A 22134-nucleotide genomic window follows, 5' to 3' on the forward strand; every position below is an offset into this window, starting at 1 on the left:
TTTGACATCCGTAAATAATTAACATTATGTTGGGGAGGAGATTGAACATGGTAATTGATTCACACAGTCACTATCTACCTAAAGAATATACAGATTCATCACCTTTTTACACAGAAGCTTGGTATAACTATAATGCTCGACAAAATAAACATAATGAATCAGATTATATTACAGATGAGATAGTAACTTACCCTATAGAAACATATATAAAAAACATTCCAATTGAAAATATACCAAGAAAAATAACAGAGTTTAATGATAACATGTATAAAATTAGTAGTAAAAATAAAAGATTACATGCGACAGTAGCTATATACCCTGTTGTAGATAGCAAATATTATTTAAATGAGATGGAACGTGGCATATTAGATCTTGGTCTATGTGGGTTTTCACTTTCATCAAGTTATAATGGTAAATATTTGGATGATAAAATGTTTTGGCCATTATTTGAAAAATCAATTGAACTGGGAAAACCTATATATATTCATCCTGTTACATCAAGCCCAATTGGTGCAGACAGATTGAAAGAATATAGTCTTACTCCAATGCTTGGTTTCGTATTTGATACAACTGTATGCATTGTACGACTTATATTATCAGGAGTTTTACAACATTACAAAGATGTAAAATTAGTGTTTTCACATTTAGGAGGAACATTTCCATTTTTATTTCCAAGAATTGAAGACCTAAGCAAGACATTTCACAAAAATTTGGATTTGAGTAATGTTCAAAATATTTTACAGAATGTATACTTTGATACTTGCACAAAAGATTCATCGTTACTTGAATTTTCGATTAAGACTCTTGGAGCAAATAAAATACTTTTGGGCACTGATTTTCCAGCTGTAAAAAATATAGATTCATATGTTTCTATAATAAATAGTTTAAATATTTCAGATAAAGAAAAAGATCAAATTTTATATAAAAATGCACTTCAGCTTTTGGGAGAATAGTATATGAATGGAGGAAATAACATGAATGAATTAGAAAAAAAGTATAGAGAAGTATTAGCAGAAAGATTGGAAATAGATGCAACAGAGATTGATATGAAGAAAAGTTTTCCTTATGATTACGATATTGATTCTTTAGATACAGTTGGTATCATGATGCAACTTGAAAGAGAATTTACGATTACTTTAGATAAGGAAAATGTAGAGAAAATAGCTAATGTTGAAGATCTTTATAACTTATTAGTAAATACAATTGATGCAAATAGTTCACAGGAGGCTTAAATTAAATGGTTGAATCTATAAATGAGGCATGTAATGTAGAAAATAAAAATCAGTTGAATGGTTTTAGATGGATTATTCCTAGAATTATTAACAATGGAGCTAGCTATGCTGATGTTATGAGAATTTTTGAAAATGCTTATGATCATGAAAGTTGGTATAGGGAATGGACAAATATTGCAAAATTTTATGAGAAAAATGCAGAAATTGAAAATAGCAAAAACAATATAGAAACTGCTGGAGAATATTGGCTTTTAGCATCTAATTATTATCGAACTGCTCAGTTTATAATATTTAAAGATACACCATTAAAACATGAGCTATATGAAAAATCAGCAGAATGTTATAAGAAAGCATGTTCAATTTTATATCCTTATTTTGAAGTAGTTCAAATTACAGTTGGAGAACAATCATTTACTGGATATTTAACAATGCCATCAAATTCGAAAAAAATGGCAGCTGTTATTGTTTTACATGGAACAGATTCAACAAAAGAAGAGACACACAATATATGTTTAGCTTTCTGGAAAAGAGGAATTGCAACTTTAACTTTTGATGGTCCTGGACAAGCTGAGACTAGATTGAATGGTATTACATTAGATAAAGACTATTATGCAAAAGTATGTTCTGCTGCGGTCGATCTTTTGCAGGAACATCCTTTAATAGAAGAAAATAGTATCGGTGTGTGGGGACAATGCCTAGGAGGATATCTAGGAATGGTTGCAACAGCCTATGAACCAAGAATTAAGGCATGTGCTTCTCTTTCAGGATTTTACTACCTTGATACTTGGCTAGGAGATAATATACCGACTTCTTTTAAGAAGCTGTTTATGTATGCATTTGATGTTAAGACTTTTGAAGAATTAAAAGATAAAGCAAAGAATTTTAATTTAGAAGGAATTATATCAAAAGTAAATTGCCCTATGCTTATAGTTCATAGTACAGGAGATTTTTTAGTTCCAGCATCTGAAGCTAATCAAATCTATGATGAAGCAACATGTCCAAAAGAGTTAAAGATATATAATGGCAGTGTACACTGTTGTAGTGATATTATTCCTCAAGTTCGTCCATTTATGATTGATTGGATGAAATTAAAATTATTAAGTGAAAGGAAAGAGAGAAATGATTAAAGAAAGTAATTATAATTATGATGCAAATACTAAAATTATGAAAGTCATGGAAAATATGATTCCAAGATTTATTTTTAATGGAGCTCAATATACAGATATAGAAAAAGTTATGGCAAATGCGTATGATAGAAAAAGTTGGTACAATGAATGGATAAAATTAGGTGATGAATATGAAAAGCTTGCAAAAAAGTCAGAAGAGGAAAGTTTTTTTATTTCAGCTAAAGAATATTATTTATTAGCTTCTAACTGTTATAGAACATCCCATGTTATCATATATCAAACAAATGAAGAAAAAATAAGTTCATATAAACAAGAAATATTATGTTATCAAAAAGCAGCTAAGTATTTTGATGGTGAGTTGCAAAAGGTACGAATTCCTTATAAAGAAACAGAAGTTTCAGGATATCTTTGGAAGCCTATGAATATTGATAAGCCACCATGTGTAGTAGTTATTCATGGTGCAGATTCAACTAAAGAAGAATATCATACATTTAATGAATATTTTATAAAGAGAGGTGTAGCGGTATTAATTATAGATGGTCCTGGTCAAGGCGAATCAATATTATTTTCTAATATTCATATGGATAATAATTTTGAAAATGTTGCAAAAGCTACAATGGATTTTCTTCAAAAACGTGAAGATATTGATAAAAATCGTATAGCTATTGCAGGACAATGTATGGGGGCATATCAAGCATTGCGTTCAGCGGCAAGTGATGACAGATTTAAGGCTTGTGTTGCAATTTCTCCATTTTACTATTTAGAATCTTGGACTAAAGAAAGCGTACCTATGGCTCTGAAAAAAATGGTTATCCATGTATATAATTTAAAAGGTTACGATGAACTTAAAGAATTTGCACCAACTATATCTTTAGAGAATGTTCTTCATAATATTAAATGTCCTGTTATGGTTATGCACGGTAGTAAAGATGTATTTGTTGAAGAGTGTGATGCAGAAAAGATCATGGAAGAGATTAAGGCAACAAAGAAATTTATAGTATATCCAGAAGGTGTTCATGCATTACTAAATCATTTTAAAGAAAGCCGTACTAAAATGGCAGATTGGATATGCAACATATTTAACGAGAAATAATATTTGGAATAAAAGTAAGGAAGTGTAGAATGAATAAAAATAGCAAAATAACTGGATGGGGAAAATATACTCCTAAGCGAGTCGTTACTAATGAAGATATTTCAAAGTTTCTAGATACATCTGATGAGTGGATATTCAAAAGAACAGGTATAAAGCAACGATATGTTGGTGGAAAAGAAGATACATTAGTTTCAATGGGAGCAGAAGCAGCTAAGAAAGCTCTACAAGCAGCGAATTTGGAAGCAAATAAACTAGATTTGATTATAGTCGTGAGTTGTATGTCTGAATGCAGTCTACCATCAATAGCATCAGTTATACAGGCAACTATTGAAGCAGAAAAAGCTGCTGCATTTGATTTGTTTTCTGGGTGTTCTGGATTTGTTACGGCACTGGCAACGGCTGATTCTTTCATAAAATCAGGAATGTATAAGAAAATATTAATTGTTGGTACAGAGTTATTTACACATTTAGTTGATTGGACAGATAGAAATACTTGTGCTATTTTTGGTGATGGTGCAGGTGCTGTGATTATAGAAGAATCTAAAGAAGTAGGATTAATTGATTCGGTTTTGCGCTGTGATGGTAGATATAATGAATTAATATACTTGCCAAGAATTAGAGTTCCAGTTGATGGAGATAAACCTGGTTCAAAAATAAGTACATCATCATATTTAAAGATGAAAGGACATGAGTTATTTTCAGCAGCAGTAAATTCTGGTGCAAGTGTGATAGAAGAAGTTATACAGAAAGCCAATATTAACATTAATGATGTTAAACTTATTATATCGCATCAAGCAAATGCAAAAATATTAAAAGAAATAGCTAATATACTTAAATTACCAAAAGAAAAAATGTTTATAAATTTGGAGAATTACGGGAATATAGCTACAGCTTCTATTCCGATAAGTATTTGTGATGCTCTAGAAAATGAAAGAATAAAAAATGGAGATATTATTATTTTAACAGGTTTTGGAGCAGGTTTATCATGGGGAAGTGTTGTTATAAAGTGGAATGTGTAAATAATTTATATTAAGAGGTGAGTAAATAATGCAAGCTATAGAAGTTGGAAATCTAACTAAAAAATATGAAAGCTTCACTGCAGTAGATAATTTAACATTTTCTGTTCCTCAAGGCCAGATATTTGGACTTTTGGGACCTAACGGATCGGGGAAAACTACTACTATTAATATGTTATGTGGACTGACCAAGTGTAGTGAAGGAAATGCAAAGATACTGGGATTCGATGTTTTAAGTCAGTTGAAAGAAGTACGAAAGGTACTTGGTATTGTTCCACAGGAGACTGCTCTTTATGATAGTATGACTGCACTGGAAAATTTAGATTTCCATGCTGCTCTTTATGGTGTACCAGCTAATGAAAGCAGGAAAAGAGTTAATCATATTCTTGAACTTGTAGGTCTTAAGGAGCGGTATAAATCAAGAGTTGGTACTTTTAGCGGTGGAATGAAAAGACGTCTTGCATTAGGGAGAGCATTGTTATCAGAGCCTCAAGTTATTTTTCTTGATGAGCCTTCTTTAGGTGTTGATGTTCAGTCACGTATGGCTATATGGGAACATATAGTTGAACTGAAGAAAAAAGGGATAAGTGTTTTAATTACAACAAATTATATGGAAGAAGCAGACTATCTTGCGGATAGCATAGCTATCATTGATAAAGGAAAGCTTATCACAATTGGATCACCAAGTCAGCTCAAAGCTATGGTTGGGGAAGAAGTTATTGAGATAATAACAGATACTTTTTCAAAAGAGTTAGAAAGTAAATTAATAGACATGCCAAATGTTGAAAAGCTTCAAAAAGAGGGAAATATGATTTATCTGACTGTAAAAGAAGGAGCTAAAACTATTGTTCCCGTTATAGATGCATTTAAACAATATTCCACATCAATTAATTCGTTTGCATTAAAAAAGGTTAGTTTAAATGAGGCTTTTTTACAGTTAACTGGCAAAAATCTTCGTGATTAAATGTGAAGGGAGAGAAGCACGATGGGAAGATTTATGCATATAGTCTGGACAGTAGCAAAAAAAGACTTTAAGACATGGTTTAGAGATCCTACCTTTCTTGTGGCTAGTATTATGGTACCATTGGTGTTATTAGGTGTGTTTAGCTTAGTGGGATTCTCAAGTGCCAGTATTCCAATTTCACTTAATTCAAATGACATGACAAATAGTGAACAAGCAACAGAAGTTATTAAGGAACTAAAGTCGCCAGTTTCTCCTTTTTTTGAAGTGACAACTCAAAATTCACAGAATGCTAATGAGGAATGGGAAAAGGGAGCTGTACTTGGAATGGTAAAATATCCAGTAAATGAAGGAACTCAATATTTTAATTTATATTTTTTTAATATAAATGGAGATTATACAAAAAACTATTTGCTACGATTTGCTAAAGTTTCTAGAGAATTGGCAGAAGCTAATCTTCCTTCTGGACATGCAATTGTATCCACTGAAGAAAAATCTCTTTTAGCTAAAGATATTGCTATATGGAAATATATTGCTGTAGGATTAGTTGGATTCGCAATTGTCTTTAGCGGGATAGTTAATTCTGGTGTTATGGTTGCCAGAGAATGGAAGGAATTAACTATAAAAGAGCTAATTTTAAGCCCAGCAAATAGATTTTCAATATTTGGAGGAAAAGTCCTGGCAGGACTAATGGCTGGAGGAATTAATGCTGTTATCATGTTATTGGCTATATACATTTTTTATGGTATTTATCCTTTAGGCAGCTGGCTGGGACTCATATTAGTATTATTTTTTACATCAGTGCTCGCAATCGCTGTTGGAATAATATTAGGATTAATATTAAAACGTCTAGATATTATGGCTCCAATAGGAATGATTATAGTAACTGTACTTTGGCTCATATGTGGAGGGCTAGGGCCTAGAGGACAGCTTCCTGATAGTCTATGGTTTATATCTAAATATTTGCCATTTACTTATGCATTTGAACAACTTCACACAATTGTGGAGACAAATAGTACCATAGGAATGAGTGCAGATTTGTTAGTAATTGGTGCTAGCTCTTTTATTGCTATAATATTTGCTATTTATTTGCTTAATCGTTCTACTACAAAGTAGATATAAATTTAATAATAAGGAGCTGATAATATGAGGGCATTATTAAATGTTGTAAAAAAAGAATTGTTATTGTGGTTTAGGAATAAAGGAACATTTAGCATTGGATTCATATCACCAATTATTATATTATTACTAACTGTAGTAATGTTTGGGTTAAATGGTTATTTTTCAATTGGACTTTTAGTAAAAGATAAAGGACAATATGGAAAGGAAATGGCGAATATCATACGTGAAGATCCTTCTTGGAAGGTAATCACTGAAAATGAAAGTGAAAGCCGAGATCTTTATGATAGTGGACGTATATTTCTAATTGTAACCATACCAGAAAATTTTAGTGATACGATAACAATAAATAAAAAAGCTGTTTTAGACTATGAATTAAATAATTCTTTTTCTGATGTAACTAAAAACGCCAGGCTTAGAATTGATAACTCAGTAAATAAGTTTAACATGAATGTTCTTGGAATAGAGGTACCACAAGTTAAATTTTATGGATTGTTGCCAGAAGACATTCCACGTACGTCATATTTAGCTGTTGGAGCTATTGTCTATGCCTTAATTTTTGGAGGAATAATAAATGGAGGATTTTTAGTAAGTAGAGAATGGGAAGAAGAAACCATTAAAGAGATATTATTATGTAGATCTTCTAGCCTAATAATAATAGTAGGAAAAATGTTAAGTGCAAGTATTATGACACTAATTAATGCTGCATTTGTTTGGTTGGTAAGCAGTTTGTTGTTTGAAGTCAAGTTTCAAGGAAGTGTTATATTATGCACCATATTCATTTTGATTACTACAATTTCTCAAGTTGGACTTGGTGTGTTTTTAGGAACATCTCTTAGACGATTTGTATTACTAGTGCCTCCAGCCGGAGTTCTGGGAGTAGGTGGATTTTTCTTGTGCGGAGGATTTAGCCATTATTTGCAGCTACCTGCAATTTCTAGGTTAGTAGCAAAATATATTCCTCTAACATATGCATTTGATGCTGTTCAAAAAACTTTTCATAGTAATATTACTAGAGGATTAGTTGTTGATCTTGTTGTGTTAATAATATGTGCAATAGTATTATTATTAGCATCTGTTTTTTCACTAAAAAAAGAATTGAAATGCGTTTAGATTGTATACAAATAATTAAAAATTGAAGTGAATAAATCAAGATATTATATAGTTAACATATTCTTTAGAGTATTTTAACTATAGGCATTATAAAAATTTAACTAAAAGTATTTGATAAGATTCATATATCCATTAGTACTAATTTTGATGATAATCTAATTGGAGGAATTAAAGGAATAGCAGCTAAGAATATTTATGGCAAATTGTTAAAAGAGATAACAAAAAATGTATCATGAAAAATTCAGTTGATTGCTATAAATGCTAGTATGCTAGATTGTAAGTACTGTATGCACATTAGTCATGACGCTCAAAATAACCACGTTTAAAAAAGTATTACTTTTGATTATTGTTTGTTTAAATGTAATGAAAATATATGAAAAAGAGTATTATCGATATTTAAGTTTCTCAGAAAACAAACAGTTGCAAAGTATGATTGAGTTTATAAATAGAAAGGTAGTTGAGTGGAAAAAGATTTGTCGTGTTAAAAACGTTTATAGCTATCAAATTTACATTACCAATGTAACCCTTTTTAAATCTCTTACAATTAATATATAAGCTTGAAAAGAGGATATTTTATTTATAAAGAATTAGCGTAAATATTAAGAGATACAAATTAATTGTTTTTTTATGTATAAAGTATTTTATACATAAAATTGTGATAGGTAAAAATTTAAATCAGTAAAAGAGAGTGATTACAGGCTTTGACGAATTTCTGTAGAGTTAGTTTAATTAGGAGGAGATGTTAATGGAATTTGAAAAGATTAAAGAGCTTATAAAATTGGTGAACTCTTCAAGCTTAGCATTTTTTGAGCTTCAAAGCGGCAATGACCATATAAAGATGGATAAATCACTAACAAGAGGGGAAAATGATAATAATGCAAGTAATGTAGGTAATATAAGTAATCTAGCAAATACTACAGTTAATTCAAAAGAAACAGTAGAAAGTACTGTTGCTGAAAAAGAAACAATTATAGAAGATAGAAGCATAAGTGTTATAAGGTCACCTATGGTAGGAACATTCTATTCTTCAGCCTCACCAGAAAGTTCACCTTTCATAGAGATTGGAGATACAATTTCTAAGGGAAAGGTTATTTGTATTATTGAAGCAATGAAACTTATGAATGAGATAGAAAGTGAATATAGTGGAATAGTTATAGAACGTTTAGTTAATGATGGGGATATGGTAGAATACGGTCAGCCATTATTTAACTTAAAGTAGAAATAGTTAGTGTTTAATATAATGTGAAAAAAGTTTATGAAGCAGAAACACTTTGGTTATAGGGTAGGTGATAACGATGTTTAAGAAAGTACTAATTGCCAACAGAGGAGAAATAGCAGTTAGAATAATTAGAGCATGTAGAGAAATGGGAATAAGTACAGTTGCCGTTTATTCAGAAATAGATAAAGAAGCACTTCATACTCAATTAGCGGATGAAGCTGTATGTATAGGGCTTGCAATGCCTAAAGATAGTTATTTAAATATAACCAATATTTTAAGTGCATGTGTTTTAACTGGGGCAGATGCTATACATCCCGGCTTTGGATTTTTATCAGAAAACTCAAAATTTGCAAAAATGTGTAGGCAATGTAATATAAAATTTATAGGACCTGATTATGAAACAATTAAATTTATGGGAAATAAGGCTGAAGCTAGAAAGATTATGAAAATATCTGGAGTTCCTGTAGTTCCAGGATATGAAGGTGAAATAAGGGATGAAAATCATGCTTTAGAAATAGCTAAAGAGATTGGATATCCAATAATGATAAAAGCATCAGCCGGTGGCGGTGGAAAAGGAATAAGAATTGCTACAAACAATGAAGAATTTTTGATTGGGTATAAAACAGCTAAAGCAGAAGCTAAGGCTTGTTTTGGAGATGATTCTTTATATATGGAGAAATTTGTTCAAAAACCAAAGCATATTGAATTTCAAATATTAGCAGATGAATATGGGAATGTAATACATTTAGGTGAAAGAGAATGTTCTATGCAAAGAAAAAATCAAAAAGTTTTAGAAGAAGCTCCATCAAATGTATTTACACCAGAATTACGTGAAAAAATGGGTGAAATTGCAAAGAAAGCAGCTCTTGCAGTAGATTATAAAAATGCAGGTACTATAGAATTTTTATTTGACAAAGATAATAATTTTTACTTTATGGAAATGAATACAAGAATACAAGTTGAACATCCGATAACAGAGATGATTACAGGTATAGATTTAGTAAAACAACAACTGAAAATAGCAGCAGGAGAAAAACTTGAGTTTACTCAGGAGGATATAAAAATTAAAGGTCATGCAATAGAATGTAGAATTAATGCAGAAGATACAGAACATGATTTTAGACCATGCCCAGGAACAATAGAGGAACTTTGTATTCCAGGGGGAATGGGGGTAAGAATTGATTCAGCTATATTCTGTGGATATAAGATACCTCATTGCTATGATTCTATGATAGCTAAGGTAATAGCTTTTGGGAATGATAGAAATGAAGCTATTGAAAAAATGAATAGAGCATTAGGAGAGTTTGCAGTGGGTGGAGTAAAGACAAATGTTAATTTTGAGTTATCAATACTTGAAACAAAAGAATTCCTAGAAGGTGATTACGATACTTCATTTTTAGCAGAAAAGATGGTGAAGAATAATGTTTAAGGATTTATTCAAAAGAAACAACATTAGGTCATGTATATATAATTCCTGTTTACATGGAGTAGGTAATTATGGGGAAAAAATTTATAAAAATTAGTGTAACACCATAGTAAAATGTCCAAATTTCAAGGCATGAAGATAGATCAACTGCAAAATATTATATTTGGAACTATATTTAAAGATTTTATTGAATCTCATGGAGACAGAAATTTTGGGGATGATAAAGCTATATAAAAAAATATTACTGAAAATCAAAATATCAAGCAATATTTCAAACTGATAACATAAAACTATCCAGAGTTCCTAAAAAGCTGCCTTGCATTAGAATAATGATTTCTAATGCAAGGCAGTTTATTTAAATTACTGATAATATAATCTTTGATCACAAATTGCTTTAGTATTTAAAAAACTTCATTAAATTAAATTTAATGAAATAGATTAAATGCACAAGGTTTATGTTACGTTCTAAATGCATTTCAATATGAATACTGTCACCAATATATCCTTTATCGCCAAGTATAGTTAGATATTTTGCATTATCAGTTAATTCCTATAGTGCTTTTCTATCATCAATACTTGCAGATGTTAATAGGAAGTCTGTTATATAAACATCAAATGTGATTAATGAGTGTAGCTTAAATCCATAAAAAGTTTCCTATTAGATTTTATTGTTTATAGAAATATAATTGAATTAGGTGTAAAATATGTACATAAATGAATAATAATGAAGAATTAATAAATATATATTCTTAATTTTACTTAAAAGTTATATTTTAAAAGAGATAAGGGGGATTAATTTGGAGATTTTAAATATTGCACATAGAGGATATAGTGGAAAATTTGATGAGAATACTATGCTTGCTTTTAGAAAAGCAATTGAATATAAGGCAGATGGAATTGAAACTGATGTTCAACTTTCTAAGGATGGTGCATTAATTTTAATTCATGATGAAACTCTAGATAGAACTACTAATGGTCATGGTTTTGTTAAGGATTATACACTAGATGAACTTAAAATATTTAGAACTAAAAGTGTACCAAGAGTTCAGGCTTTGAAAGATGATTCCCTAGAAGAAATGGAACATTTAAAAGAAAAAGAATTATTTATAGATAAATTTCAAGTTTCAGACACAGAGCTAACAAAAAAATCTAGTAATGTAAGTATAAATAATAGCAATGGTAAAGTAGGGGAATATACGAGGAAAGAAGTTGAATATTTTCAAAAGAAGGATGGAGAAGAAATACCAACCTTAAGGGAATTATTAGAGATTTTTTCACAGTCTGACTTAAAGGTATTGAATTTAGAACTTAAAAATAGCGTGATTGAATATGATGGTTTAGAAGAAAAGGTTTTAAATATTATTGATGAATTTAATTTAGGAGATAGGGTTGTGATTTCAAGTTTTAATCATATGAGTTTAACAAAAATAAGGGAAATTGAAAAGCAAAAAAGTAAATTAAAAGGTAAGGAATATAGTTATAGAAAAACAGTATTAGGTGCCTTAACCGATTCAACACTTGTTAATGTACCTAAGTATTTGCAAGCTATTTCTGTAGAATGCTATCATCCATATTTTCCTAGTATTTTAAATAAAGAATATATGAACGCCATAAAAAAAGCTGGAATTAAGGTAAATACTTATACAGTTAATAATATTAGAGATATGAAGAAGGTAATGAGTGTTGGTGCTGATAGCATAATTACCAATGAAGTTGAACTGCTAAATATTTTAAAAGCAAAGTCAGCAGAATACGAATAAAGTAATTTGATATTTGTAATAAGAACGATACAAAGAGAGTTTAAGCACATAAAGGTTAGTTTATATCTTATTTTAAGTTTAATTTCTATTTTTAGTTATAAATAACATTGTATATTAAAACGTAAACTCCATTATAATAATGGGGTTTTTATTATTTTACATTGAAAAGGGTTATAGTAAATATATATAATATTCATAATTAAGTACGAATGAAATTAATAATTAAGTGTTCACAGTATTGATAATTAAGTATGAATGGAATTAATAATAAGTATGTATAGTGTTGATAATTAAGTATGTATGGAATTGATAATTAGGAGTGAATAGTGTTGAGAATCAAGTATTATAGTATTTTAATTAAGTATACATAACATTGGTAATATGGTATAATACTTTAGTTAATAATGAGGAAAATATAATATTATCAATTATATAATAGAAAAAATTATTATATTTAAAATTGTAATAGAAGAAAATATAATAATTCTAATAATATATATTGGAAGCTTTATGAACAATAAATAACTAAAATAACTAGAGCAAAAAGAACAATTGATTTGCAATTATATTTTGGAGGATTTATACCAATGTAAATAAATTGATTAAAATAGATTTATAGAAAAATAGATAAAATTTGAAATATATTTAGAATAGGAGGATTTAGCTTTGGCGGATTATATAAAAGAAATTGAAAAGAGAAGAACCTTTGCAATTATTTCTCACCCTGATGCTGGTAAAACTACACTTACAGAAAAGCTACTACTTTATGGAGGAGCTATAAGACTTGCTGGTTCTGTTAAAGCAAGAAAGGCTTCTAAACATGCGGTTTCTGACTGGATGGAGATTGAAAAACAAAGAGGTATTTCAGTTACTTCTTCAGTTATGCAATTTGATTATGATGGATATTGCATAAATATCTTAGATACTCCAGGTCACCAAGACTTCTCAGAAGATACGTATAGAACTCTTATGGCAGCAGATAGTGCCGTAATGGTTATTGATGCTGCAAAGGGGATAGAAGATCAAACAAGAAAGTTATTCCACGTTTGTGCACTTAGAGGAATTCCTATATTTACATTTATAAACAAGATGGATAGAGAAGCTCAAGATCCATTTACTTTACTTGATGATATTGAAAATGAACTTGGAATTAAGACTTATCCAATAAACTGGCCAATAGGTTCTGGTAAAGAATTTAAAGGGGTTTATGAAAGACAAAACAAGAGAGTTTTAGCTTTTAATGGTGGAAACCATGGTCAAACAGAAGTTGCAGCAACTGAAGGGGATGTTAATGACGATATATTTAAGGATCTGCTTGGCGTACCACTTCATGATAAACTTATGGAAGACATTGAGCTTTTAGATATTGCAGGAGATGAGCTTGACCTTAAAAAGGTAAAGGATGGTGAATTAACACCAGTATTTTTTGGATCTGCGTTAACTAACTTTGGAGTTGAGCCTTTCTTAGCTCACTTCTTAGAAATGACTTCATCACCACTTCCTAGAAATTCAAGCATAGGGGAAATTGATCCTATGAATAAGGATTTTTCTGCTTTTGTATTTAAGATTCAAGCAAATATGAATAAGGCACATAGAGATAGAATTGCCTTTATGAGAATTTGTTCTGGAGAATTTAAAAAGGGAATGGAAGTTATGCATATGCAAGGTGGCAAAAAGCTTAAGCTTGCTCAGCCACAACAATTCTTAGCTCAAGATAGAGAAATTGTTGATGAAGCTTATGCAGGAGATATAATTGGTGTATTTGATCCAGGTATATTCTCAATTGGTGACACTTTATGCACTGCCTCAAATAAATTTAAATTTGAAGGAATACCAGCCTTTGCACCAGAACATTTTGCAAGGGTAAGACCAGTAGATACTATGAAGAGAAAGCAATTTGTAAAAGGTGTTACTCAAATTGCACAAGAAGGAGCAATTCAAGTATTTAAGGAAACTCATATTGGTATGGAAGAAATCATTGTTGGAGTTGTTGGTGTGCTTCAATTTGAAGTTTTAGAGTATAGATTAAATAATGAATATAATGTTGATGTAAAAATGGATAGATTAGCTTATAGATATGTAAGATGGATTGAAAATAAAGGTATTGATATGGATTCATTAAACTTAACTTCTGATACTAAAAAGGTTAAGGATCTTAAGGATAGAAATCTTCTTATATTCCAAAATGACTGGGGTATTAGTTGGGCTTTAGAACATAATAAGGGATTAGTTCTTTCTGCTGTTGGAAAGAGTGAGGACTAAGGAGGAGTAAGCTATTCACTGATATTATGTATTTATAGTATTAGGGATAGATTATTTTTAATAACATATCATATATAGGTTGCAATTACAAATCTACATAATATAAAGCTTGCAGATACAAATTTTATGAAAGAATCCTTTTGCAATATATATATGTTCTAAAAAATTTTGTTCATTAAGATTTAATTTCTATATTAGAGTGATTGGATAAAACAACCAACTAAATTATGAACTTTCTTAATTAGAACTTATATATATACATTAAAATACTCATAGTAAATTTAGGTTTACTATGAGTATTTATCATTATTTGGAAAATTATAATAAAGTTGAATCTGTGAATAAAGCTATGAGATGCAGCAATATTAAGTATGGTTTTGCTGAATATATATGTGAGGAATCCAGTGAAAGTACCAAAGTTCTATTTACATGTAAAAAGTAAAAGTGAGCCAAATAATTTATCGGCTCACTTATTTATATTTATATCTCATTTACTCAAAGTTTTTGGAGGCCAATGTTAGCATAAGTTTGATTCTATTAAGTTGATTTACCTCGCTAGCACCTGGGTCATAATCTACGGCTAATATGTTTGAAGTTGGATATTTTTGTTTCAATGCTCTAAGCATTCCCTTACCAGTAACATGATTAGGTAGACATGCAAATGGCTGCATGCAAACTATGTTCTCAACTCCACTCTCTAATAGCTCAACCATTTCAGCAGTTAAAAACCATCCTTCTCCAGCGTGATTTCCTAGTGATAGAATTTTTTCCGCACCAGATGCAAGTTGCTGAATAGTTCTTGGATTTTCAAATCTTATACTTTTGTCTAGTGCTTCTCGTACGTATTTTCTAAATAATTCTATATATTTAATTGTTAAATTACTAGCTAATGCTTTAAATTTACTCTTACCTAGATATTTACTCTTAAAGTTTGAATTAAACAGACTATATAAGAAGAAGTCAATAAAATCAGGCATTACAGCTTCTCCACCCTCTTTTTCAATAATTTTTACAATTTGATTATTTGAATAAGGATTGAATTTAAGAAATATTTCACCTGTTAATCCTATTTTAACCTTTTTGCTATGTTTTAAAGGTAAATTATCAAAATCTTTAACAATATTACTTATGATTTCTTTAGATATAAATAACTTTCCATTAGTAATATTTTCAATGCAAACCTTTTTCCATTTAACATGTAATTCCTCAGCAGAACCTTTCACAATCTCATAAGGTCTGGTTCTATAAATTAACCTCATAAAAAGATCACCATATAATATAGACATAATCATTTTGTTTAGCATAGGAAGGGTGATTTTAAATCCAGGATTTTTTTCTAATCCTCCAGCATTTACTGATATTACGGGAATATGTTCCATACCAGCATCCTGCAACGCTTTCCTAATAATTGATATATAGTTTGTAGCTCTACATACACCACCAGTTTGAGAAATAATTACAGAAGTATTATTAGGATCGTAGTCTCCATATTTAAAAGCAGTAATAATTTGTCCTGCTATTATTATTGATGGATAACAGGTATCGTTATTAACATATTTCAAACCTTCTTCTATGACTCTATCATCTATTTTAGGAAGTACTTTGAAATTATATCCACAACTTTTAATAGCTTCTTGAAGTAATTCAAAATGGATAGGGGATAACTGAGGAGAGAGAATAGTATGCGTTTTCTTCATCTCATTCGTAAACAAAACTCTTTTCGAAGATTCCTTCATAAGTTTAGGTTTAATGTGATTTTTTTCTCGCTCGTCAATAGCTGCTTTTAGTGATCGAAGCCTTATTCTAACAGCGCCCAAATTATTCACTTCGTCAATTTTTATTAGGGTATATAATTTATTATTATTTTTTAATATTTCAGATACCATATCTGTTGCAATTGAATCTAAACCACAACCAAATGAATTCAGTTGTACTATCTCAAGAAAATCCAGCTTACTTACAAAGGATGCTGCGGCATATGTTCTTGAATGATAAGTCCACTGATCAACTACTCTTAATGGGCTTTGAATGTTTCCTAAGTGAGCAACTGAATCTTCTGTGAGAACAGCCATTCCTAAATTATTAATAAGTTCAGGAATGCCATGATTTATTTCAGGATCAATATGATATGGTCTTCCACAGAGAACAATACCTTTTTTGTTATTTGTTCTTAAATATTGAAGGGTTTCTTCTCCTTTTTTTCTTATATCTTCTTTAAACTTCTCACTTTCTATCCATGCCAAGGAAAGAGCTTTATCTATCTCGCTTTTTCTAAAACCATATTCCTTAAAAGTATCGTAAAGGACTTTTGACAGTGCATTTTTATTATTTAAAGTAACAAATGGATTTATAAATTTTATTTTTTTCTCTTTTAAAACTTCCATGTTACTTCTTATAACTTCTGGATATGATATTACTAGTGCACAATTCAAATTATTATCACTTGAAGCAAATTCTTTTTTTTCATAAAAAACACAAGGATAAAAAATCATATCTACTTCACTCTCTATAAGACTCACTATATGTCCATGAGCTAGTTTTACTGGATAGCAGGCTGATTCAGAGGGGATAGTATCTATACCTTTTTCATAAATATTCTTGTTACTTCTTGGAGATATTTCAACCCTATAACCAAGGGCTGTAAGGAAAGTGAACCATAGTGGATAATTTTCATATATATTCATTACTCTTGGAATACCAATAACTGCCTTAGATTTCTCTTTTGGCAATGGTTGATATTTGAATAACCTTTCGTACTTATATGCATACAAATTAGGAATATCATTTACTGCCTTTAAATTTCCACGTCCTCTTTCACATCTATTGCCACTTACAAAGTTACTTCCATCATCAAACTTATTGATAGTAAGTAAGCAGTTATTTACACATCCATTGCATCTATTATAATGAACTTCGCTTCGAAAGTTATCTAACTTTTCTCTATTTAAAAGACCACTTTTTTGATTCTCCATATATCTCTCTTTTGCAATTAGAGCGCACCCATAAGCTCCCATCAAACCAGCAATGTCGGGTCTTACTACCTCTCTTCCAGATATGAGTTCAAAACTCCTTAGTACTGCATCATTAAGAAAAGTACCTCCTTGAACAATAATTTTCGTACCCATTTCTTCTGGATTTTTAATTTTTATAACTTTTCGCAGTGCGTTATTTATCAGAGAATATGAGAGTCCAGCCGATATGTCCCCAACGGTGGCGCCTTCTTTCTGTGCCTGCTTAACTCTTGAATTCATAAAAACAGTGCATCTAGAACCAAGATCAACAGGTTCCTTTGCAAAGAGAGCCTTTCTACAAAACTCTTCAACTGTTAAATTTAATGATTTTGCAAATGTCTCAATAAATGATCCACAGCCAGAAGAACAAGCTTCATTGAGCATTATATTTTCTATTACTCCATTTCTAACCTTTAGGCATTTCATATCTTGACCACCTATATCTAATATAAATTCCACATTAGGTAAAAATCTTTCAGCAGCCTTATAATGGGCAATAGTCTCAATCTCTCCAATATCAATTTTTAAAGCAGCTTTAATTAATTCTTCTCCATAACCTGTTACTGCAGATTTAACTATCTCTACTTCTTTTGGTATATTATTATACAAATCACTAATTACGTTTATAACTCTTTTAAGAGGATCTCCTTCGTTATTCCCATAATATGTATACAATATTTCATGATTTTCTCCTATTAGAACAACCTTTGTGGTGGTTGAACCTGCGTCGATGCCTAAAAAACACTTGCCCTTATATCCTGATAGTTCAACTTTTCTCGCTTTTTCTTCTGAATGTCTCTTGTTGAATTGGTTTAATTCTTCTTCGTCTATAAACAATGCTCTTAATCTTTTAACTTCAGTTTTATCACTCTTACCTAGACTATCTAATCTATCATAAAGTTCTTTAAAGATTAAAGGATTGCTTTTTTCTGATGAAATAGCTGTGCCTAATGCAACAAAATAATGTGAATTTGAAGGAAATAGAACATTTTCCTTTGTTAAATTCAAAGTTTCAATAAATCTCTTTCTTAATTCTGAGAGAAAGTAAAGTGGGCCACCAAGAAATGCAACTTTACCTTTAATTGGCCGACCACATGCAAGACCACTGATTGTTTGAGTCACTATACTTTGAAATACTGATGCTGCAATATCTTCTTTAGCAGCGCCCTCATTTAAAAGGGGCTGGATATCGCTTTTTGCAAAAACTCCACATCTTGCTGCTATAGGGTATATATTTTTATGATTTTTTGCTAATTCATTCAATCCGATTGCATCAGTTTTAAGTAATGAAGCCATCTGATCTATAAATGCTCCAGTACCTCCTGCACAAGTGCCATTCATTCTTTGTTCTACTCCGTTTTTAAAGTATGTAATTTTAGCATCTTCTCCACCTAGTTCTATGGCCACATCTGTACTATTAATAAATTTTTCAACGGCTAAACTGCAAGCAATTACCTCCTGGATAAAGGGCATCTCTAACCATTCTGAAACTGCTAAACCGCTAGATCCAGTTACCTTAAACGTTATATATCTTCCGTTAAATTTATAATAAACTTCCTTAATAAGTTCTTTTACACTATTTTTAATATCAGAGAAATGCCTCTTATATTTGCTGTAAAGTATATTTTCATTTTTATCTAGCACTACAATTTTTATGGTTGTTGACCCAACATCAAGGCCTATATGTAATATATTATTCATATATCTACCTCTTTCTATATAATGTAATATAGCTTAAATGCACTATAGATATTTTCTCCAAATTTTCAAGTTTTATTACTAAATGTTAAAATTGCAGTAAAAAATGTTTTCAAGTTAATTTAACAAGTAACCAAAAAGGAACCTGATTCATACTATTATTATATACAATATTGTTGTACATGGAGAGGAAGACAATGAGTAACTGCAATTTTTGTGATTCTGATTTTAATACGTTAGGAGCAACTAGTGGTCCTACATGTGATCCTATAAGTGATTTAACTTTATCAGCAGCAGTTGTTGGAAGCCAAGAAGCATTATTTTGTAGATTAATAATGATATTGCTATTCCTATATGCATATACTAATCAAAATTTTATTAGTTATTTACTTTGTACCAATGATAAGCTAATAAATAATCAAATATGTTTAACTGACAAAATGGTAGATAATTTAATGGATCAGCTTGATGAATGCAATAATAATAGATGTTGCGGAAAAGGAAGGAACCGTAGTCGCTAGAAGAGAGCAATGAAAAAGGCTCTCTTCTAGTGTTTTTTACGTATATGATGAAATTATAGAATTTCTGAACTACAAAGGTGTATAAAATCCACAGTTGGATAAATTATAATTTACAATTGATAAAAAAGTTATAGCTTTTGATATTAATTGTACATTGTTAATTTATTATTATATAGATCATTTTTTGTAGAAGTTATTAAAAAATTGTAGTAATATATTCATAAGTGATTGTAATTTATATCTAGGATATTGAACATTTACCATTTAATCTGCAACTTAGTAATTTAATTAAAATTTAATTGGTAAAAGGAATGTTAAACATGAAAAAACTAAATAAAATTGGTGGATTAGTTAATAAAATTAAAGAAAAATTCTCCATTGAAACAATTATGGAAAGAAACAGGTTACAGTACGTATTTAAAAAGATTACAATTATAGCTGTAATTATTTTTTCAATATTTACAATTATTATTTATGAAACTTTGAAGTTTAGCTATAACTATCAAAATAAAGTTTATGAAGACGGTTATTTAGCTTATACTTATTCTAATAAAATTAATGAAGATGTATTAAATATAAGAATAGCTTCAATTACGCATTATAGTAGTTATAATGAAGCTACAGAAGAAAATTTAGAAACATATGTGAAAGATATTGATGATAATATTCAGAAATATAAAATGCTTCGAAATCTATCAGATGAAGAAAAAAAATTAATTGATGAATTTATAAAATTAAATACTATTGATATTGATAAGCTTAAGAAGATTACTGAAGATACCGATAAACTCAAAACAGTTACAGAAAATGAAATAGAAGTAATAAATTCTTCTGGCGATAAAAGAATTGAATTAAGTAACAAGTTAATAAATTGTGCAACTAATCGGATTGATATGTTAAATAAGCAAAATAGAAAAATAAAGAAAACTGTTATGTATATAATAGTTATTATTAATTTTACAATGATTAGCTTATTTATATTAATGATATACATAGTTAAAAAAATTAGTAAAAGAGCAGAGTATTATGCGCTTTATAGTTCTATTACGGGACTGCCTAATAAGAACCACGTGGCAAATACAATAGCCAAAGATATTAAATTGTATAAAGATAGATTTGCATTATTAATAAGCCTTGATATTGATAATTTTAAAGCTGTTAATGACACTTTAGGACATGATTCAGGAGATAAACTTTTAAATGACATAGGAAAAAGATTTAGAAGAGTAATACATATGCAGGATAATGTTTATCATATGGGTGGAGATGAATTTTTATTTTTAATAACTTCTGTTTACAATAAAAATCAATCAGAAATTATGGTTAATAATATACAAAATGTTTTTAAAGAGCCTTTTAATATTGAGGGAAAGAAGATTGATTATGTAACTGCAAGCTTAGGTATAGCAATTATTAATCAGGATGGAAGTGATTTTGAAACCTTATATAACTATGCAGATGATGCTATGTATGAATCAAAAAGGCTCGGAAAGAACAGGTACATGTTCTATGAAGAAGAAATGTATTCAAATGTATATGAGAAGACTATGAAGAAAAAAGCAATAGAAGAAGGTATTAAAAATGGAGAATTTAAAGTTTTTTATCAACCTAAGGTTTCAAGCGAGGAAAAATTTATAGGAGCAGAGGCGCTTGTAAGGTGGATTAAAGAGGATAATAAAATTATACCACCATCAGAATTCATAGAATTTGCTGAAGAAGAAGGTCTTATAAAAGATATAGGTGAAGATGTTATTATTAACGTGTGCAAGAAATTAGCTGAATGGCTTGAAAAAGGATATAGAGATTTTAGAATAGCAATTAATTTATCAGCAGAACAGCTTATTGATGAAAGTTTATGTGATAATGCTTTAAAGATAATAGAAAAATTTAAAATACCTTTTGAATATATAGAATTTGAAGTTACGGAATCAACAATAATAAAAGATTTTGATATTGCCATAAAGAGTATTAAAAAGATTAAAAGCTACGGAATTAAAGTAAGTCTTGATGACTTTGGCACAGGATATTCATCATTAAATTATTTAAAAAAGCTTGAAGTAGATAGTGTAAAAATCGATAAGTCCTTTATTGATACTTTAGTTTTTGATGATGGAACTAATGTTATGGTAAGTACTATAATAAAGATGTGTCATTATTTTGGATATGAAGTTGTTGCAGAAGGTGTTGAGAAGAGAGAACAGATAGAATGTCTGCAAGATTTAAATTGTGATATATTCCAAGGTTATTATTTCGGTAAACCTATGAAGGATGAGGAGTTTGAAAAAGGATTTTTATCATTATGATATATTTATTACAGTTAATAATTAACAATTAACATTATAATGATATTGATAGTATAGGTTTTATTATGAATGGTGCAAATAATAGTCATAAAAAATATTTTCTAACCTCGAAATATTATGTAGTTGTTATTTAAATAAAATCTATTTAATAATTCTTTAACTAATAGTTAATTGAAAAATAGATGAAAGATGTTCTGAAATAAAGAAATAGTGGAACTCCTGAAAAGGGGTTCCATTATTATATACTACATTATCAACATTTTTTATTAATAT

15 protein-coding genes and 2 pseudogenes are annotated in these 22134 nt (G+C 29.6%); 15 read left to right on the top strand and 2 right to left on the bottom strand.

Features of this window, described 5'->3' with window-relative positions:
• Positions 1–47 precede the first annotated feature (47 nt).
• The 11 genes and pseudogenes from CLPUN_RS08755 to CLPUN_RS28610 all read left to right on the top strand — a co-directional run.
• Complete coding sequence (locus tag CLPUN_RS08755) at positions 48–953, top strand: amidohydrolase family protein (protein ID WP_158078732.1); 906 nt, start codon at positions 48–50, stop codon at positions 951–953.
• Between the two features lie 21 nt (positions 954–974).
• Positions 975–1232, top strand: coding sequence for an acyl carrier protein (locus CLPUN_RS08760; protein ID WP_158078733.1), 258 nt, complete (start codon positions 975–977; stop codon positions 1230–1232).
• 5 nt (positions 1233–1237) lie between these two features.
• Positions 1238–2359, top strand: coding sequence for an alpha/beta hydrolase family protein (locus tag CLPUN_RS08765; RefSeq protein ID WP_077846921.1), 1122 nt, complete (start codon positions 1238–1240; stop codon positions 2357–2359).
• Positions 2352–3452, top strand: a complete 1101-nt coding sequence (locus CLPUN_RS08770; protein ID WP_077846922.1) for an alpha/beta hydrolase family protein — start codon at positions 2352–2354, stop codon at positions 3450–3452. Before CLPUN_RS08765 ends, CLPUN_RS08770 begins: the two co-directional genes overlap by 8 nt.
• A gap of 29 nt (positions 3453–3481) precedes the next feature.
• Positions 3482–4471 (top strand): beta-ketoacyl-ACP synthase III, encoded by a 990-nt coding sequence (locus tag CLPUN_RS08775; RefSeq protein ID WP_077846923.1) that lies wholly within the window; start codon positions 3482–3484, stop codon positions 4469–4471.
• A 28-nt stretch (positions 4472–4499) separates the two neighbouring features.
• Positions 4500–5432 carry an ABC transporter ATP-binding protein gene (locus CLPUN_RS08780; RefSeq protein ID WP_077846924.1) on the top strand — a complete coding sequence of 311 codons (933 nt, stop codon included), beginning with the start codon at positions 4500–4502 and terminating at the stop codon, positions 5430–5432.
• Between the two features lie 21 nt (positions 5433–5453).
• Positions 5454–6545: an ABC transporter permease gene (locus CLPUN_RS08785; protein ID WP_077846925.1), complete on the top strand. Its 1092-nt coding sequence runs from the start codon at positions 5454–5456 to the stop codon at positions 6543–6545.
• A 30-nt stretch (positions 6546–6575) separates the two neighbouring features.
• Positions 6576–7661: an ABC transporter permease gene (locus tag CLPUN_RS08790; protein ID WP_077846926.1), complete on the top strand. Its 1086-nt coding sequence runs from the start codon at positions 6576–6578 to the stop codon at positions 7659–7661.
• Between the two features lie 745 nt (positions 7662–8406).
• Positions 8407–8880 carry an acetyl-CoA carboxylase biotin carboxyl carrier protein gene (gene accB, locus CLPUN_RS08795; RefSeq protein ID WP_077846927.1) on the top strand — a complete coding sequence of 158 codons (474 nt, stop codon included), beginning with the start codon at positions 8407–8409 and terminating at the stop codon, positions 8878–8880.
• A gap of 76 nt (positions 8881–8956) precedes the next feature.
• Positions 8957–10309 (top strand): acetyl-CoA carboxylase biotin carboxylase subunit, encoded by a 1353-nt coding sequence (locus CLPUN_RS08800; RefSeq protein ID WP_077846928.1) that lies wholly within the window; start codon positions 8957–8959, stop codon positions 10307–10309.
• Positions 10310–10428: 119 nt separating this feature from the next.
• Positions 10429–10537: pseudogene (locus CLPUN_RS28610) on the top strand (acetyl-CoA carboxylase carboxyltransferase subunit alpha); the annotation flags it as partial.
• A 208-nt stretch (positions 10538–10745) separates the two neighbouring features.
• Here the strand turns inward: CLPUN_RS28610 and CLPUN_RS29575 are convergent.
• A pseudogene (locus CLPUN_RS29575) lies at positions 10746–10961 on the bottom strand (transposase); the annotation flags it as partial.
• 142 nt (positions 10962–11103) lie between these two features.
• Here CLPUN_RS29575 and CLPUN_RS08810 point away from each other — a divergent pair.
• Both CLPUN_RS08810 and CLPUN_RS08815 read left to right on the top strand, forming a co-directional pair.
• Complete coding sequence (locus CLPUN_RS08810) at positions 11104–12066, top strand: glycerophosphodiester phosphodiesterase family protein (protein ID WP_077846929.1); 963 nt, start codon at positions 11104–11106, stop codon at positions 12064–12066.
• 666 nt (positions 12067–12732) lie between these two features.
• Positions 12733–14328, top strand: a complete 1596-nt coding sequence (locus CLPUN_RS08815; protein ID WP_077846930.1) for a peptide chain release factor 3 — start codon at positions 12733–12735, stop codon at positions 14326–14328.
• Between the two features lie 491 nt (positions 14329–14819).
• Here the strand turns inward: CLPUN_RS08815 and CLPUN_RS08820 are convergent, their stop codons facing one another.
• Positions 14820–19040 carry a 2-hydroxyacyl-CoA dehydratase gene (locus CLPUN_RS08820; protein WP_077846931.1) on the bottom strand — a complete coding sequence of 1407 codons (4221 nt, stop codon included), beginning with the start codon at positions 19038–19040 and terminating at the stop codon, positions 14820–14822.
• 194 nt (positions 19041–19234) lie between these two features.
• Between CLPUN_RS08820 and CLPUN_RS08825 the strand changes: the two genes are divergently transcribed.
• Entirely contained in the window at positions 19235–19558 is a 324-nt protein-coding gene (locus CLPUN_RS08825; RefSeq protein WP_077846932.1) for a hypothetical protein, read from the top strand.
• A 320-nt stretch (positions 19559–19878) separates the two neighbouring features.
• Positions 19879–21861, top strand: coding sequence for a putative bifunctional diguanylate cyclase/phosphodiesterase (locus CLPUN_RS08830; RefSeq protein WP_077846933.1), 1983 nt, complete (start codon positions 19879–19881; stop codon positions 21859–21861).
• The last annotated feature ends 273 nt before the right edge of the window (positions 21862–22134 follow it).

The organism is Clostridium puniceum, assembly GCF_002006345.1.
In the GTDB taxonomy this organism is placed as follows: Bacteria; Bacillota; Clostridia; order Clostridiales; family Clostridiaceae; genus Clostridium; species Clostridium puniceum.

Coding starts and splice junctions, on each gene's coding strand:
- CLPUN_RS08785 (WP_077846925.1), top strand. CDS start 5,454: ATGGGAAGATTTATGCATATAGTCTGGACAGTAGCAAAAAAAGACTTT.
- CLPUN_RS08830 (WP_077846933.1), top strand. CDS start 19,879: ATGAAAAAACTAAATAAAATTGGTGGATTAGTTAATAAAATTAAAGAA.
- CLPUN_RS08800 (WP_077846928.1), top strand. CDS start 8,957: ATGTTTAAGAAAGTACTAATTGCCAACAGAGGAGAAATAGCAGTTAGA.
- CLPUN_RS08760 (WP_158078733.1), top strand. CDS start 975: ATGAATGAATTAGAAAAAAAGTATAGAGAAGTATTAGCAGAAAGATTG.
- CLPUN_RS08775 (WP_077846923.1), top strand. CDS start 3,482: ATGAATAAAAATAGCAAAATAACTGGATGGGGAAAATATACTCCTAAG.
- CLPUN_RS08770 (WP_077846922.1), top strand. CDS start 2,352: ATGATTAAAGAAAGTAATTATAATTATGATGCAAATACTAAAATTATG.
- CLPUN_RS08825 (WP_077846932.1), top strand. CDS start 19,235: ATGAGTAACTGCAATTTTTGTGATTCTGATTTTAATACGTTAGGAGCA.
- accB (WP_077846927.1), top strand. CDS start 8,407: ATGGAATTTGAAAAGATTAAAGAGCTTATAAAATTGGTGAACTCTTCA.
- CLPUN_RS08790 (WP_077846926.1), top strand. CDS start 6,576: ATGAGGGCATTATTAAATGTTGTAAAAAAAGAATTGTTATTGTGGTTT.
- CLPUN_RS08765 (WP_077846921.1), top strand. CDS start 1,238: ATGGTTGAATCTATAAATGAGGCATGTAATGTAGAAAATAAAAATCAG.
- CLPUN_RS08755 (WP_158078732.1), top strand. CDS start 48: ATGGTAATTGATTCACACAGTCACTATCTACCTAAAGAATATACAGAT.
- CLPUN_RS08820 (WP_077846931.1), bottom strand. CDS start 19,040: ATGAATAATATATTACATATAGGCCTTGATGTTGGGTCAACAACCATA.
- CLPUN_RS08780 (WP_077846924.1), top strand. CDS start 4,500: ATGCAAGCTATAGAAGTTGGAAATCTAACTAAAAAATATGAAAGCTTC.